At 70.5% G+C, this 16,012-nt stretch carries 14 protein-coding genes and 2 riboswitches; of the genes, 7 read left to right on the plus strand and 7 right to left on the minus strand.

The genetic code is table 11. From position 1 onward, the window contains the following. Positions 1-94: 94 nt before the first annotated feature. The 4 genes from AC3ET3_RS23480 to gcvT all read right to left on the minus strand — a co-directional run bounded on the left by AC3ET3_RS23480 (position 95) and on the right by gcvT (position 4,420). Entirely contained in the window at positions 95-1,462 is a 1,368-nt protein-coding gene (locus tag AC3ET3_RS23480) for an L-serine ammonia-lyase (RefSeq protein WP_432137890.1), read from the minus strand. A 59-nt stretch (positions 1,463-1,521) separates the two neighbouring features. After that, positions 1,522-2,784 (minus strand): serine hydroxymethyltransferase, encoded by a 1,263-nt coding sequence (locus AC3ET3_RS23485; RefSeq protein WP_432137889.1) that lies wholly within the window; start codon positions 2,782-2,784, stop codon positions 1,522-1,524. A gap of 8 nt (positions 2,785-2,792) precedes the next feature. Then, the gene (gene gcvH / locus AC3ET3_RS23490) at positions 2,793-3,170 is read right to left on the minus strand and encodes a glycine cleavage system protein GcvH (RefSeq protein ID WP_432137888.1); all 378 of its coding nucleotides are present in this window, start codon (positions 3,168-3,170) and stop codon (positions 2,793-2,795) included. Positions 3,171-3,277: 107 nt separating this feature from the next. Next, entirely contained in the window at positions 3,278-4,420 is a 1,143-nt protein-coding gene (gcvT, locus tag AC3ET3_RS23495) for a glycine cleavage system aminomethyltransferase GcvT (RefSeq protein WP_432137887.1), read from the minus strand. A gap of 39 nt (positions 4,421-4,459) precedes the next feature. After that, a riboswitch (glycine riboswitch) is annotated at positions 4,460-4,574 on the minus strand. Continuing rightward, positions 4,575-4,668: riboswitch (glycine riboswitch) on the minus strand. 175 nt (positions 4,669-4,843) lie between these two features. On the opposite strand from gcvT, the gene AC3ET3_RS23500 reads away from it, so the two are divergent. Then, positions 4,844-5,521, plus strand: a complete 678-nt coding sequence (locus tag AC3ET3_RS23500; RefSeq protein WP_432137886.1) for an AAA family ATPase — start codon at positions 4,844-4,846, stop codon at positions 5,519-5,521. Between the two features lie 216 nt (positions 5,522-5,737). Here AC3ET3_RS23500 and AC3ET3_RS23505 read toward each other — a convergent pair whose 3' ends face one another. Then, on the minus strand, positions 5,738-6,523 hold the full coding sequence (locus AC3ET3_RS23505; RefSeq protein WP_432137885.1) for an enhanced serine sensitivity protein SseB C-terminal domain-containing protein: 786 nt from the start codon (positions 6,521-6,523) through the stop codon (positions 5,738-5,740). A gap of 206 nt (positions 6,524-6,729) precedes the next feature. Continuing rightward, complete coding sequence (locus AC3ET3_RS23510; protein ID WP_432137884.1) at positions 6,730-7,497, minus strand: enhanced serine sensitivity protein SseB; 768 nt, start codon at positions 7,495-7,497, stop codon at positions 6,730-6,732. Between the two features lie 334 nt (positions 7,498-7,831). Here AC3ET3_RS23510 and AC3ET3_RS23515 point away from each other — a divergent pair, with 334 nt between their 5' ends. The 6 genes from AC3ET3_RS23515 to AC3ET3_RS23540 all read left to right on the plus strand — a co-directional run bounded on the left by AC3ET3_RS23515 (position 7,832) and on the right by AC3ET3_RS23540 (position 14,789). Further along, on the plus strand, positions 7,832-8,830 hold the full coding sequence (locus tag AC3ET3_RS23515; protein WP_432137883.1) for an ABC transporter permease: 999 nt from the start codon (positions 7,832-7,834) through the stop codon (positions 8,828-8,830). A 58-nt stretch (positions 8,831-8,888) separates the two neighbouring features. After that, positions 8,889-10,643, plus strand: coding sequence for an ABC transporter substrate-binding protein (locus tag AC3ET3_RS23520; protein ID WP_432137882.1), 1,755 nt, complete (start codon positions 8,889-8,891; stop codon positions 10,641-10,643). A gap of 68 nt (positions 10,644-10,711) precedes the next feature. Next, a complete protein-coding gene (locus AC3ET3_RS23525) occupies positions 10,712-11,719 on the plus strand; it encodes an ABC transporter permease (protein WP_435612826.1) in 1,008 nt (335 codons plus the stop codon). Beyond that, entirely contained in the window at positions 11,716-12,813 is a 1,098-nt protein-coding gene (locus tag AC3ET3_RS23530; RefSeq protein WP_432137880.1) for an ABC transporter ATP-binding protein, read from the plus strand. The genes AC3ET3_RS23525 and AC3ET3_RS23530 overlap by 4 nt, the downstream gene beginning before the upstream one ends. A gap of 32 nt (positions 12,814-12,845) precedes the next feature. After that, positions 12,846-14,069, plus strand: coding sequence for an ABC transporter ATP-binding protein (locus tag AC3ET3_RS23535; RefSeq protein WP_432137879.1), 1,224 nt, complete (start codon positions 12,846-12,848; stop codon positions 14,067-14,069). A gap of 63 nt (positions 14,070-14,132) precedes the next feature. Next, the gene (locus AC3ET3_RS23540; RefSeq protein WP_432137878.1) at positions 14,133-14,789 is read left to right on the plus strand and encodes a trimeric intracellular cation channel family protein; all 657 of its coding nucleotides are present in this window, start codon (positions 14,133-14,135) and stop codon (positions 14,787-14,789) included. Here the strand turns inward: AC3ET3_RS23540 and AC3ET3_RS23545 are convergent. Next, positions 14,698-15,939, minus strand: coding sequence for an alpha/beta hydrolase (locus AC3ET3_RS23545; RefSeq protein ID WP_435612827.1), 1,242 nt, complete (start codon positions 15,937-15,939; stop codon positions 14,698-14,700). The two genes, AC3ET3_RS23540 and AC3ET3_RS23545, sit on opposite strands and share 92 nt — an antisense overlap. Between the last annotated feature and the right edge of the window lie 73 nt (positions 15,940-16,012).

Consider the following 16,012-nt stretch of genomic DNA (forward strand, 5'->3'; position numbering starts at 1 on the left):
CCTGCCCGGTGGTGAGGTCGTCTGCCGGGAACCCATCAGTCGGCCCAGGCCTGTAACTGCCCCGGTACGGAAGCGCTGTCCAGAGCCCCTGCTCTCAGCACTCGATGATGTTGACCGCCAAACCGCCCCGCGCCGTCTCCTTGTACTTCACCGACATGTCGGCGCCGGTGTCCTTCATGGTCTTGATGACCTTGTCGAGGGAGACCTTGTGGGAGCCGTCGCCGCGCATCGCCATGCGGGCGGCGGTCACGGCCTTCACGGCGGCCATGCCGTTGCGCTCGATGCACGGGATCTGGACCAGGCCGCCGACCGGATCGCAGGTGAGGCCGAGGTTGTGCTCCATGCCGATCTCGGCCGCGTTCTCCACCTGCTCCGGGGAGCCGCCGAGCACCTCGGCCAGCGCGCCCGCGGCCATCGAGCACGCGGAGCCGACCTCGCCCTGGCAGCCGACCTCGGCGCCGGAGATGGACGCGTTCTCCTTGAAGAGCATGCCGATCGCGCCGGCCGCCAGCAGGAAGCGGACCACACCGTCCTCGTCGGCACCCGGCACGAAGTCGATGTAGTAGTGCAGCACCGCGGGGATGATGCCGGCCGCGCCGTTCGTCGGGGCGGTCACCACCCGGCCGCCCGCCGCGTTCTCCTCGTTCACGGCCATCGCGTAGAGCGTGATCCACTCCATGGCGTGCGCCAGCGGATCGCCCTCCGCCCGGAGCTGCCGGGCCGTCATCGCCGCCCGGCGGCGCACCCGCAGACCGCCCGGCAGGATGCCCTCGCGGGTCATGCCGCGCGACACGCACGCCCGCATCACCTGCCAGATGTCGAGCAGACCCGCGCGGATCTCCTCCTCAGTCCGCCAGGCCCGCTCGTTCTCCAGCATCAGCGAGGAGATCGACAGACCGGTCTCCCGCGTCAGCCGCAGCAGCTCGTCGCCCGTGCGGAAGGGGTACTTCAGGACCGTGTCGTCCAGTTTGATGCGGTCCGCGCCGACCGCGTCCTCGTCCACGACGAACCCGCCGCCGACCGAGTAGTACGTCTTCGACAGCAGCTCGGCGCCGGAGGCGTCGTACGCCCACAGCGTCATGCCGTTCGCGTGGTACGGCAGCGCCTTGCGGCGGTGCAGCACCATGTCGTCGTCGTAGGAGAACGGGATCTCGTGCTCGCCCAGCAGGCGCAGCCGCCCCGTGGCCCTGATCGCCTCCACCCGCTCGTCGGCCGTCTCGACGTCCACCGTGCGCGGCGAGTCGCCCTCCAGTCCGAGGAGCACCGCCTTGGGCGTGCCGTGGCCGTGCCCGGTCGCGCCCAGCGAGCCGTACAGCTCGGAGCGGACCGAGGCGACGCAGGACAGCAGGCCCTCGCCGCGCAGTCGGCGGGCGAACATGCGGGCCGCACGCATCGGGCCGACCGTGTGGGAGCTCGACGGGCCGATGCCGATCGAGAACAGGTCGAAGACCGAGATGGCCACGGGAACTCCTTAAAAAAGGGTGGGGGCACACGTCGTCGGGTGCCCCCACCGGGGAACTGCTACTTGCTCAGGCCGGGGTACAGCGGGTGCTTGTCGGCCAGGGCGGTGACCCGGGCCTTCAGGGACTCCACGTCGTAGGACGGCTTCAGGGCCTCGGCGATCACGTCCGCGACCTCGGCGAAGTCCTCGGCCGTGAAGCCCCGGGTGGCCAGCGCGGGCGTGCCGATCCGCAGGCCCGACGTCACCATCGGCGGACGCGGGTCGTTGGGCACGGCGTTGCGGTTGACCGTGATGCCGACCTCGTGGAGACGGTCCTCGGCCTGCTGACCGTCCAGCTCCGACTCGCGCAGGTCGACCAGGATCAGGTGCACGTCCGTACCGCCGGACAGCACGTTCACCCCGGCCTCGCGGGCGTCCGGCGCGGTCAGCCGCTCGGCGAGGATGCGCGCACCCTCCACCGTGCGCCGCTGGCGCTCCTTGAACTCCTCGCTCGCCGCGACCTTGAAGGAGACCGCCTTCGCCGCGATCACGTGCTCCAGGGGACCGCCCTGGAAGCCCGGGAACACGGACGAGTTCAGCTTCTTCGCGAAGTCCTTCTTCGCCAGGATGATGCCGCCGCGCGGACCGCCCAGCGTCTTGTGGGTCGTCGACGTCACCACGTCCGCGTACTCCACCGGGTTCGGGTGCAGCCCGGCCGCCACCAGACCCGCGAAGTGCGCCATGTCGACCCACAGGTAGGCCTCGACCTCGTCCGCGATCCGGCGGAACTCGGCGAAGTCCAGCTGCCGCGGGTACGCCGACCAGCCGGCGATGATCACCTTCGGGCGGTGCTCCTTGGCGAGGCGCTCCACCTCGGCCATGTCCACCAGGCCCGCGTCGTCCACGTGGTAGGCGACCACGTCGAACTGCTTGCCGGAGAAGTTGAGCCGCATGCCGTGGGTCAGGTGACCGCCGTGCGCCAGGTCCAGGCCCAGGATGGTGTCGCCGGGCCGGGCGAGGGCGAACAGGGCCGCCTGGTTGGCGGAGGCACCGGAGTGGGGCTGCACATTGGCGTACTCGGCGCCGAACAGCTCCTTGAGCCGGTCGATCGCGATCTGCTCGGCGACGTCGACGTGCTCGCAGCCGCCGTAGTAACGGCGGCCCGGATAGCCCTCGGCGTACTTGTTGGTCAGGACCGAGCCCTGCGCCTCCATGACCGCCAGCGGGGCGAAGTTCTCCGAGGCGATCATCTCCAGCGTGGACTGCTGGCGGCGCAGCTCGGCGTCGACCGCGGCGGCGACCTCCGGGTCGAGCTCGTGCAGGGGCGTGTTCAGGACGGACATACGTCTCCTCAGCCGGCGATGTGGGCGTCGTACTCGTCGGCGGAGAGCAGGTCGGCCGGCTCGTCCGTGACGCGGACCTTGAACAGCCAGCCGCCCTCGAAGGGGGCCGAGTTCACCAGCGACGGGTCGTTCACCACGTCCTCGTTGACCTCGGTGACCTCACCGCTGACCGGGGAGTACAGGTCGGAGACCGACTTGGTCGACTCCAGTTCGCCGCAGGTCTCACCCGCGGTCACCGTGGCACCGACCTCGGGGAGCTGGACGAAGACGACATCGCCGAGCGCGTTGGCCGCGTGCTCCGTGATGCCGATCGCCGACACGCCGTCCTCGGCGGCCGACAGCCACTCGTGCTCCTTGCTGTAGCGCAGCTGCTGGGGGTTGCTCATGGCCTGAATTCTCCTGTACGCGAGGGAGTGCTGATGAATGGGGGACCGCGAAACGCGGGGACGAGCAGCGCGGATGTGCCCAGGGTCACGCGGACCCGGGCCCGCGGCTACTTCTGACGCTTGTAGAAGGGCAGCGCCACGACCTCGTACGGCTCGTGGCTGCCCCGGATGTCCACACCGACGCCCGGCGTGCCCGGCGCGGCGTGCGCGGCGTCGACGTACGCCATCGCGATCGGCTTGCCCAGGGTGGGGGAGGGCGCGCCGGAGGTGACCTCGCCGACCACCTGGCCGCCGGCGACCACCGGGTATCCGGCGCGCGGCACCCGGCGCCCCTCGGCGACCAGGCCGACCAGGACGCGTGGCGGGGCGGAGGCGGCCCGCTCGGCGGCGGCCTCCAGCGCCGTACGGCCGACGAAGTCGCCGTCCTTCTCGAACTTCACCACCCGGCCGAGCCCGGCGTCGAAGGGGGTGAGCGAGGTCGTCAGCTCGTGCCCGTACAGCGGCATGCCCGCCTCCAGGCGCAGGGTGTCGCGGCAGGACAGACCGCACGGGATCAGACCGGCGCCCTCGCCCGCCTTCGTCAGCGCCTGCCACAGCTCCACCGCGTGCTCCGGCTTCACGAACAGCTCGAAGCCGTCCTCACCGGTGTAGCCGGTGCGGGCGATCAGCGCGGGGACGCCGGCGACCGTGCCGGGCAGTCCCGCGTAGTACTTCAGGCCGTCGAGGTCGGCGTCGGTGAGCGACTTCAGGATGCCGGGCGACTCCGGGCCCTGGACGGCGAGCAGCGCGTAGGCGTCCCGGTCGTCGCGCACCTCGGCGTCGAAGCCGGCCACCCGCTCGGTCAGCGCGTCCAGAACCACCTGCGCGTTGGAGGCGTTGGCCACCACCATGTAGGTCGGTGAAGCGGCCTCGGTCTCGTCCAGCCGGTAGACGATCAGGTCGTCCAGGATGCCGCCGTCGGCCTGGCAGATCATGGTGTAGCGGGCGCGGCCCACGCCCACGGAGGCGATGTTGCCGACCAGCGCGTGGTTGAGGAACGCGGCCGCCTCGGCGCCGGTCACGGTGATCTCGCCCATGTGGGAGAGGTCGAACAGCCCGGCCCTGGTGCGCACCGCGAGGTGCTCCTCGCGCTCGGACCCGTAGCGCAGCGGCATGTCCCAGCCGGCGAAGTCGGTCATCGTCGCGCCGAGCGAACGGTGCAGGGCGTCCAGCGCGGTGCGGCGCGGTTCTCGGGATTCAGTGCTGCTCATCGGACGGTCGTCTCCCAGGGCGATGACAAGTGAGGTCATTCCTCCCCATCTGTCATCGGAACCTGAGAGGTTCGCCGAAACCGCCACGGGGGCGATGCACGGCTTGCACCTTGGGTGGGGGCCCCACGGTGGGGGACCCGCTTTTCAGATGTGCCTCGCCCGCGCGGTAACGGGGCCTGAGAGATTCAAGGGAGGGACTTGCTCCTTCGGCGCCCCAGCCAGGCTGGGAACTCTCCCGCGCGGATTCAAACGGCCGGTATGCAGTTGGCGCGCCCATCATTGCACGCCGCCCCGCCTCGCGGCAGGGCCGCATCTGTAACCGGGCTGTGGCGGTACGCGTACGAAAACGCGAGGCACCGGGCATTACCTTCTCTTTACACTCGACGGGGAGGCCACCAGGTGACCTCAGGGGAGGACGATGACGTGAACAGGACCACGGCCTACGCGACCACGTCGGGCCTCACACTGCCCGAGCAGTCCACCGCCCCCGCCCTGGAGAACCCAGCGGTCGTCCGCGACCTGCGCTCCCGGGCCGGCCACAGCCCCCGCGCCCTGCTCTTCGGTCCCCACGACCTCGTCGTGATCACCGGCCTGCCGGGCAGCGGCAAGTCCACGCTCATGAGCCGCACGGTGCGCGGCCCGCGCATCGACTCCCAGGACACCCGCGACCGCTTCGACACCCGCGCCCCTCGCCTGCTGCCGTACGCCCTCTACCGCCCCCTGGTCCGCCTCGCCCACTACGCCGGGCTGCGCCGGGCCCTGCGCACCGGCGAGGGCCTGGTGGTGCACGACTGCGGCACCCAGAGCTGGGTGCGGGCCTGGCTGGCCCGCGAGGCGCGCCGCCGCGGCGGCCGGCTGCACCTGCTGGTCCTCGACGTCACCCCGGACGCCGCCCGCGCGGGCCAGCGCGCCCGCGGCCGGGGCGTCTCGCGCTACGCCTTCCTGCGCCACCGCCGGGCCGCCGCCCGACTGCTGCGCGCCATCGACCAGGGCCGGCTCCCGGCCGGCTGCGGCTCGGCGGTCCTCCTGGACCGCGACGCGGCCGACGCGCTCGTCCGCATCGGCTTCACCGGCTCGGGCACCCGGACCGCCCGGACCTAGGGCCTGTTGCGAAAGTCCCGTCTGCTTGGCGACGCCCGGCACGCGCGCTCGCCGCGTTGCCGGAGCGCCCACGTGACTCCGCCACGCGGGCGCTCCGGCGCCTTGCGATCGCACGCACCGGACGACGCCAAGCCCGCCCTTCGGGCGGACGACGGGACTTTCGCAACAGGCCCTAGCCGCCCGCGTGACGCGGCGGCGGGGCGGCCCGGCGCGGGGTCAGGCCAAACCCGGCGCCGGATAGCCGTAGCCGGCGGCGGGGACGGGGGCGTGGGCCTCGCGGTCGTAGAACGGACGGGCGTTGGCCCGCATCCACATCACCACCGGGTCGTAGTCGTCGGTCATCGCGACCGTCGACACCGGCAGCCCGTCGGGCACGGCGCCCATCGACTGCTGCATCATCGCCCGCACCGCGTCCACGGCCGCCGGCGATGCCTCGTACAGATCCAGGCCGAGGGCGAGGTACGGCGCGCCGAGCGCCGGCTGCACCCACGCGCGGCGCAGCGAACGCAGCGCCGGGGTGCGGTGGGCGTTCTGCGCGAGCAGCGCGTAGAACTGGGGGACCTCGATGGCCGGTTCGGACAGCCGCAGCGGGCCGGCCGGCCGGTGCTCCAGGCCGGTGGCGATCCGGCGCAGATCCAGCCAGGGGATGCCCACACCGCCGCCGGGCGCGTGCGGGTTGAGCCACAGTCCGTGGTGGTCGGGGTAGAGGGTGCGGGCGGCGTCCAGGCCGTCGATCACCTCGTAGGACCGGTTCCAGCCGCTGGCGGCGAGTTCCTGGGCGGAGGTGACGCACGGTACGTATCCGTGGCCGTCGACCTCCATGCTGCCGTACTGGGCGTCGGGGGAGCCGGCCTGGCCGTGCCAGAGCAGCATCCAGATCTGGCCGGTGGACGGAGTGGCGAGTGCCCGGAGGAGCGCCTCGTAGGCGTCGTAGCGCCCGGGCGTGACTTGGCGCAGCATGTGCTCGACCTGGCCGGTCGCGGCGGTGCCGCTCGCGCTCACGTTTTACCGCCCCTTCAGTTGCCCCGCGTTTGGGTCCAGCTTAAGCGCCCACGGCGGTATCCCCCGGTGTCCGTCTCACGGACACCGGTCGCGTATACCGGCCGGACCCCGGCTCGTCCCTTACCTCCGGGGCGGCCCCGGGACGGCGCCGCCGCGCATCGATGCCGCCCCGCTGCCCTGACGGCGGCTCAGGGCCGCCCGTACGGTCAGTGCCCCCTCGTATAGAAGGGCCGCACCTGCTGCCGCATCCAGTCGGCCACCGGGTCCTCCGCCACGTCCAGCACGATCAGGCTCACCGGCCACGGCACGGGGACCCGGCCTAGGGCACGGCCCAGCGCGTCGAGGGGCTGGGCTCGGGGGTCGCCTTCCCAGTGGGCGAGTTCCACGCCGACGAACAGGACCGGGTCGTCGGTCTCCACGGCGGCCAGACAGCGGCGGGCAGTGCGGACCGTACCCGTGGCGTCGAACTCGGCGGCTGCGGCGGAGAGGAAGTCCACCGGGTCGTCCTGCCAGTCCGGCTCGGACAGCCGGACCCGGCCGCCGGTCGCCGGACCGTCGAGGGGGGTGCGGCCGGCGCGGCACAGTTCGGCCACCGCGGGCGGGGGCAGCGGGACGCCGACCGTGCCGTCGGGGTTGACGACCAGTCCCACCTGCGGGGGCAGGCCCCGGGCGAACTCCACGGCCGGTGCGATGGCGTACGCCATGTGGGCGCCGACGACCTGGCGGAACTGCTCCTCCGAGCTGAAGACGGGAACGTAGGCCTGGCCCTCGATCTCCAGGGTGGGCAGGTCCAGCGGGACGCGGTCGGGCCCGCCTCCGCCCGGCAGCGGCACCCACACGAAGCTGCGGCCGAGGACCTCCACGATCCGGCCGCCGGCGCCGGGGACGCCGAGGGAGGCCGAGAGCACCTCTTCCAACTCGTTGCCGGGCCAGCCGCCGTGCGGTTGGGGGTGTGCCTGTGCCGGGAAGTCCATCTTCCTACCGCCTGTGTGAATCATGGTTCAGGGCGACAAGGCTATCCACTGCCGCCCCCGCGACGTGCGCCCCGAGTGCCTTCCACCGCGCCCGCTTCCACCGGCCGTCCGACCGGAGGACGGTCTCCCCTGTCCGGATAACGGATTCACCCGGTCGGCATCACAGTTGCGCATCCTTTCCCTGGCAGGTCTGGCGCCTGCTCAGCAGCGCGTTGAAGACTCGCCTCCCAGACAAAAGGCCAGCTGTTTCGCGCTTGCGCCGATCGGCGCACGACCAGGGCGGTTGGCAGGGTTGAGGGCCGGTCACCACCGGCGCGAGAGGGGTCAGGTCACTGTGACCGCACCGATTGAGACCACGGGAGCGGCGACCGAGGCACAGCCGGAAGCCGTGCTCTCCGGCGCCGGTAAGGCCAAGATCGAGGGCCGGTCCCTTGGGCAGATCGCATGGACCCGGTTCAAGAGGGACAAGGTCGCTGTCGCCGGTGGCGTCGTCGTCATCCTGCTGGTGCTCCTCGCGGTGCTGTCCCGCCCCGTGCAGGCCCTGCTGGGCCTGGACCCCAACGCCTTCAACCAGGACCTGATCGACCCCAACACCTCACTGCCCGCCGGGGACTTCGGCGGGATGAGCGCGGACCACCCGCTGGGCGTCGACCCCAAGTTCGGGCGCGACATCGCCACCCGCATCCTGGAGGGCTCCTGGGTGTCGCTGGTCGTCGCGTTCGGCGCCACGCTGCTGTCCAACACGATCGGCACGATCCTCGGCGTGGTGGCCGGCTACTACGGAGGGCGGGTGGACACCGTCATCAGCCGGATGATGGACACCTTCCTCGCCTTCCCGCTGCTGCTGTTCGCCATCTCCATCTCGGCGACGCTGCAGGGCGGCGCGTTCGGTCTGGAGGGGCTGCCGCTCCACATCGGCGTGCTGATCTTCGTCATCGGCTTCTTCAACTGGCCGTACCTGGGGCGCATCGTGCGCGGTCAGACCCTGGCCCTGCGGGAACGCGAGTTCGTCGACGCCTCCCGCGGCATGGGTGCCAAGGGGCCGTACATCCTCTTCCGGGAGCTGCTCCCGAACCTGGTCGGCCCGATCATCGTCTACTCGACGCTGCTCATCCCGACGAACATCCTTTTCGAGGCCAGCCTGAGCTTCCTCGGCGTCGGCATCCAGCCCCCGCAGGCGTCCTGGGGCGGCATGCTCAGGGAAGCGGTCAACTACTACCAGGTCGATCCGCAGTTCATGATCGTTCCTGGCCTCGCCATCTTCGTCACCGTCCTGGCGTTCAACCTGCTCGGCGACGGACTCCGTGACGCTCTCGACCCGCGCAGCCGCTGACGTGCACTCGCGCCGAGAGGCCATCAAGTTTCCAACAGTGGAGGGGAAGCAGACCATCATGCGAAGGTCAGCGCTGGCCGCGATCGCGGCCATCGGCACCGTCAGCCTGGTACTCACCGGCTGCAGCAAGGCCGATGACGGTAATGACAACGGCGGTAACAACAAGTCGGCTGGGGCCAACGCAGCGACCAAGGGTGTCGTCAACGCCTCCACCCAGAAGGGTGGGACGGTCACGTACGAGTACTCCGACGTCCCGGACTCCTTCGACCCCGGCAACACGTACTACGCGTACATGTACAACCTCAGCCGGCTGTGGGCCCGCCCGCTGATGACCTTCAAGCCCGGCGCGGGCGAGAAGGGCAACGAGCTGGTCCCGGACCTCGCGGCGGCTCCTGGTGAGTCCAGCGAGGGCGGCAAGACCTGGACGTACAAGCTGCGCGAGGGCCTGAAGTACGAGGACGGCACCCCGATCACGTCCAAGGACGTGAAGTACGCCGTCGAGCGCTCGAACTTCGCGCGTGACGTGCTCTCCCTCGGCCCCAACTACTTCCAGCAGTTCCTCGAGGGCGGCGACAAGTACAAGGGCCCGTACAAGGACAAGAGCGAGAAGGGCCTGGCGTCGATCGAGACGCCGGACGACACCACGATCGTCTTCCACCTCAACCGTGCCTTCCAGGAGTTCGACTACCTGGTCGCCACGCCGCAGACGGCTCCGGTGCCGCAGGCCAAGGACACCGGCGTCGACTACGTGAAGAACATCGTGTCCTCGGGCTCGTACAAGTTCGAGAGCTACGAGGAGGGCAAGCAGGTCGTCCTCGTCCGCAACGACAACTGGGACCCGAAGACCGACCCGCTGCGCAAGCAGTACCCGGACAAGGTCGTCGTCAAGCTGAAGGTCAACCCGGAGACCATCGACCAGGACGTCATGTCCGGCGAGGCCATCGACCTCGGCGGCACGGGTGTCCAGGCCGCCACCCAGGCGAAGGTCATCAACGACGCCTCGCTGAAGGCCAACACCGACAACACCTACGGTGGCCGCCTGGTCTACATGGCGATCAACACCAAGCTGGCGCCGTTCGACAACGTCGCCTGCCGCAAGGCCGTCGAGTACGCCATCGACAAGGTCTCGGTGCAGACCGCCGAGGGCGGTCCGGTCCGCGGTGACATCGCCACCACCGTCCTGCCGCCGGACATCCCGGGCTACGAGAAGTCGGACGCCTACGCCAGCGACGGCAGCAAGGGCGACGTCGCCAAGGCCAAGGAGCAGCTGCAGGCCTGCGGCAAGACGTCGATCAAGACGAACATCTCCGCCCGCAGCGACCGTCCGCAGGAGATCGACGCGGCCACCGCGATCATCGCCTCGCTGAAGAAGGTCGGCATCGACGCCAGCCTGAAGCAGTTCCCCTCGGGCAAGTACTTCACCGACGCCGCGGGTGTGCCGGAGTTCGACAAGAAGCAGAACATCGGCCTGCACATGATGCAGTGGGGTGCCGACTGGCCGTCCGGCTACGGCTTCCTCCAGCAGATCCTGCACAGCGACGCGATCGGCGCCTCCGGCAACACCAACCTGTCGCAGCTCGCCAACGCGGACGTCGACAAGATGCTGGAGACGGCGATCGCCACGGAGGACGCGGCCAAGCGCAACTCCCTCTACACCGAGATCGACAAGAAGGTGATGGACGAGGCGGCCCTCGTCCCGCTGACCTACTTCAAGGTCCTGCTGTACCGGCCGGCGAACTACACCAACCTGGTGTCCTCGGCGGCCTGGAGCGGTCAGTACGACTACCTCAACATCGGCACGACCAAGAAGTAGCCCCGGAAGGCAGGTGAAGGCATTGGTGCCCGCGGGCTCACCGCCCGCGGGCACCGGCGCCGGTTCCCGTGATCTCGTACATCCTCCGTCGGACGGTCGCGGCAGTGATCCTGCTGCTGGTCGTCAGCGCGGTCACCTTCGCGATCTTCTTCCTGCTGCCACGGCTCGCCGGCCAGACCGCCGACCAGCTCGCGCAGCAGTACATCGGAAAGAGCCCGACGAAGGCGGACATCGCCGCGGTCAAGCACAACCTGGGCCTGGACGAGCCGGTCTACGTCCAGTACTGGCACTTCATCAAGGGGATCGTCTCCGGCGCCACCTATGACCTGGGCCCCACGACGGCGCAGTGCAACGCTCCGTGCTTCGGCTACTCGTTCAAGACCCACGTCGAGGTCTGGCCGCAGCTCACCTCGCGGATCCCGGTCACGCTCTCGCTGGCTGGCGGTGCCGCCGTCCTGTGGCTGCTGTCCGGCATCACGGCCGGTGTGGTCTCCGCGCTCAAGCCCGGCTCGATCCTCGACCGCACCTTCATGGGCGTCGCCCTGTCCGGGGTCTCGCTGCCCATGTTCTTCACGGGCCAGCTCGCGATCTACCTCTTCCGCACCAAGTGGCCGATCTTCGGCAGCGAATACGTGCCCTTCACCGAGAACCCCTCCCAATGGGCCAACACCCTCTTCCCGGCGTGGTGTTCGCTCGCCCTGCTCTACTCCGCCATCTACGCGCGGCTGACCCGCTCCGGCATGCTGGAGACGATGAGCGAGGACTACATCCGCACGGCCCGCGCCAAGGGCCTCGGTGAGCGCACGGTCGTGGTGAAGCACGGGCTGCGTTCCGTGCTGACCCCGATCATCACCGTCTTCGGCATGGACATCGGCCTGCTGCTCGGCGGCGCCGTGATCACCGAGTACACGTTCTCGCTGCACGGCGTCGGCGAGTACGCGGTGAAGGCCATCCAGGACAACGACCTGCCGCCCATCCTCGGCGTCACTCTGCTCGCCGCCTTCTTCGTCGTGATCGCAAATCTCCTGGTGGACCTGCTGTACGCGGCCGCCGACCCGCGGGTGAGGCTCTCGTGACCGAACTGTCCAAGACCGGCGCGGCCGTCGGGGAGCCCGTGCGGGACTCCGCCGACGCGTCCACCGCCTTCCTCGACGTCCGCGACCTCAAGGTGCACTTCGACACCGACGACGGCCTGGTCAAGTCCGTCGACGGGCTCAGCTTCCAGGTGGAGAAGGGCCAGACCCTCTGCATCGTCGGCGAGTCCGGCTCCGGCAAGTCGGTCACCTCGCTGGCCGTCATGGGCCTGCACCGGCTCGGCGCCCGCGGCAAGAACGTGCGGATGGGCGGTGAGATCTGGCTCGACGGCAAGGAGCTGATCTCCGCCGACCCGGCCGAGGTGCGCCGGCTGCGCGGCCGCGAGATGGCGATGATCTTCCAGGACCCGCTGTCCGCGATGCACCCGTACTACACGATCGGCAGCCAGATCGTCGAGGCGTACCGCGTCCACCACGACGTCAGCAAGAAGGTCGCCCGCAAGCGGGCCGTGGAGATGCTGGACCGCGTCGGCATCCCCGAGCCCGCCAAGCGCGTCGACAGCTACCCGCACGAGTTCTCCGGCGGTATGCGCCAGCGCGCGATGATCGCGATGGCCCTGGTGAACAACCCCGAACTGCTCATCGCGGACGAGCCGACGACCGCCCTGGACGTGACCGTCCAGGCGCAGATCCTCGACCTCATCCGGGACCTGCAGAAGGAGTTCGGCTCCGCGGTCGTCCTCATCACCCACGACCTCGGCGTCGTCGCCGAGATCGCCGACGACGTCCTGGTCATGTACGGCGGCCGGTGCGTGGAGCGCGGTCCGGTCGACGACATCTTCGAGCGCCCGCGGCACCCCTACACCTGGGGTCTGCTCGGCTCGATGCCCCGCATCGACCGGGAGACCTCCGAACGCCTCAACCCGGTCAAGGGCCAGCCGCCGAGCCTCATCAACGTCCCCTCCGGCTGCGCCTTCCACCCGCGCTGCCCGTACGCGGACGTGCCCAAGGGCGACGTCACCCGGACCGTGCGCCCGGAGCTGGAACTGGTCGGCACCGGACACTGGTCCGCCTGCCACCTCTCGCCCGAGGACCGCACGCGGATCTGGACCGAAGAGATTGCGCCGAAACTGTGAGTGACGCCGAAGCCGTGAATGACGCCGAAGCTGTGCGTGAGACGAAGAAGACGGACGTGACGGTCCCGGCGCAGGCGTCGCCCCCCGACGAGCGCGAGGTGCTGCTCAAGGTCGAGGGCCTGACCAAGCACTTCCCGATCCGCAAGGGCGTGCTCCAGCGCCAGGTCGCCGCGGTCAAGGCCGTCGACGGCATCGACTTCGAGGTACGCAAGGGCGAGACCCTGGGCGTGGTCGGCGAGTCGGGCTGCGGCAAGTCGACGATGGGCCGGGTCATCACCCGGCTCCAGGACCCGACGGGCGGCACGATCCACTTCGAGGGCCAGGACATCACGCGGCTGAGCACGGCCCGGATGCGCCCGCTGCGGCGGGACATCCAGATGATCTTCCAGGACCCGTACGGCTCCCTGAACCCCCGGCACACCATCGGCTCGATCGTCTCGGCGCCCTTCCGGCTGCAGGGCGTCGAGCCCGAGGGCGGGGTGAAGAAGGAGGTCCAGCGCCTGCTGGACCTGGTCGGCCTGAGCCCCGAGCACTACAACCGGTACCCGCACGAGTTCTCCGGCGGTCAGCGCCAGCGCATCGGCATCGCGCGGGCGCTCGCGCTCAAGCCGAAGCTGGTCGTCGCCGACGAGCCGGTCTCGGCGCTGGACGTGTCGATCCAGGCGCAGGTCGTGAACCTGATGGACGACCTCCAGCAGGAGCTCGGCCTCACCTACGTGATCATCGCGCACGACCTGTCCGTCGTCCGCCACGTCTCCGACCGCATCGCGGTGATGTACCTCGGCAAGATCGTCGAGCTCGCGGACCGGACCGCGCTGTACGAGACGCCGATGCACCCCTACACCAAGGCCCTGATGTCGGCGGTGCCGGTCCCCGACCCGAAGCGCCGGGGCGCCAAGAGCGACCGGATCCTGCTCCGGGGCGACGTGCCCTCGCCGATCTCGCCGCCGAGCGGCTGCCGCTTCCACACCCGGTGCTGGAAGGCGACGGAGATCTGCAGGACCGCCGAGCCGCCGCTGATCGAGCTGCGTCCGGGCCAGCGGGTCGCCTGCCACCACCCGGAGAACTTCGAGGACCAGCAGCCCCAGGAAACGGTCCTGCTGACCGCCGCGAAGGAGGCGGCGCAACTGGTGTCCGAGGAGGGCGCGGAGTCCGCGGCCGAGCCGCCCGCCGAGTCGTCCGCCGAGCCTCCCGCCGAGGAGGGGCCGGTGAAGGAGACCGAGCCCAAGCCGGACGGCGAGCCCGAGGACAAGTAAGCGACGCCGAGCCCCCACCTTGCAATGTAAGGCGGGGGCTCGATGCTGGGTGAGAATGTGAGGGTGATCCAGCAGCTCTTCAGTCCCTCCGTCCAGCACACGCTCGACCTGATCGGCATCTTCGTGTTCGCCATCTCGGGTGCGCTGCTGGCCGTCCGCAAGAACTTCGACGTCTTCGGCATCGCCGTCCTCGCCGAGTTCACCGCGCTCGGCGGCGGGCTCTTCCGCGACGTGATGATCGGTGCCGTACCCCCGGCCGCCTTCACGGACCTCGGCTACTTCCTCACGCCGCTGGTGGCCGCCCTCCTCGTCTTCTTCCTCCACCCGCACGTGGAGCGCATCCAGGCCGGGGTCAACGTCTTCGACGCGGCCGGCCTCGGCCTGTTCTGCGTGACGGGCACGACGAAGGCGTACGACCACGGCCTCGGCCTGACCGCTTCGGCGGTCCTGGGGCTGGCCACCGCCGTCGGCGGGGGCGTGCTGCGCGACGTGCTGGCCAACGAGGTGCCCTCGCTGCTGCGCTGGGACCGCGACCTGTACGCGGTGCCGGCGATCGTCGGCGCCACCATCGTGGCCGTGTGCCTGCGGTACGACGTGCTGACCCCCCTCGCGAGCTCGCTGGCCGCGGTCACGGCCTTCGCGCTGCGCCTGCTCGCGATGCGCTACCACTGGCGAGCGCCTCGCGCCTGGAACCGCCGCTCGACGGTGCGCGAGGAGTAGCGCCCCTGCCGTCCGGTGCGGGCAGGCCCTGCTGCCCCAGCTGCGCGGTGAGCCACTCGAAGGCAGGCACCACCTGCGGCCGCCACAGCTTGACGGTGTGGCCGCCCGCGCTCTTCGGGAAGTGGACGACGTGCACGTCGGTCGGCGCCTTCGCCGCACGGGCCAGGGCCAGCCCGGCCTCGTACCCGTCGCCCGGCTGGCCGGAGAGGTAGAGAGCGACGGGCGGCGGGTCGGCCGCCCTGCGCAGCAGTACGTAGGGGTTGTTGGCGTCGCGCAGGGCCGGGGTCTCGGCGGCGAGTGAGCCGCGCTGCTCGATCGGGTCGTTGTAGCCGGACAGGCTCACCGCCGCCCGGAACCGGTCGGGGTGGGCCACCGTCAGCTTGGCCGCGCAGTGCGCGCCGGCCGAGAACCCGGCGACCGCCCAGCCTGCGGGGGCCGGCTGTGCCCGGAAGTTGTCCATCACCATCTTCGGCACGTCCACGCTCAGCCAGGTGTCGGCGTTGACCGTGCCGGTGATGTTGGCGCAGCCGGTGTCCACGCCCGGCAGCAGCGCGGTGCGCGGCGCCACCAGGATGAACGGCGCCACCTTGCCCGAACGCATCAGCGGCAGCAGTTGCTCGTGCGCGGCGAGGGCGCCGAACCAGGCCTTGGCCGAGCCGGGGAAGCCGGGCAGCAGCTCCACCACCGGGAACCTGCGGTCGCGGTAGGCGGGGTCGTCGTACTGCGGCGGCAGCCAGACGTAGACCTCGGCCTGGACGCCGGAGATCCGGCCCCTGAGCTCGGTCTCCCGCACCCCGCCGGCCGCGCCCATGCCGGGGCCCTCGGCGTCCGTGAACTCCTGGCGCACCTTCGGCAGCCGGCTCAGCTCCACGCCGCCCTTGCCGTCCGGGCCGAGGTCGGCGGCCTGGCGCACATGGCTGCCGGTGCCCAGCAGGTCGTCCCAGTCGTCGTACAGGTTGTTGGCGTTGTTGACCAGGACGAAGACCAGGGCGACGGCCGTGCCCTGGGCGAACAGCAGCATCAGCGTGCGCGCCAGGGCCCGCACGACCTTCGGACCGCGCAGGCGGGACCAGAGCGCCAGGGGCAGCGCCACCGCGGTGACGGCCAGCGCGGTCAGGGTGTAGAGGAACGGAGTCCCGGTGAGGCTCATGCCTCTACAGAGGGCCGGGCCGGGGCCCGGGTTGACGGACGAGTGCGGACACTTACCGAGAAATTGCCGACAT

Source organism: Streptomyces sp. bgisy159 (assembly GCF_057707805.1).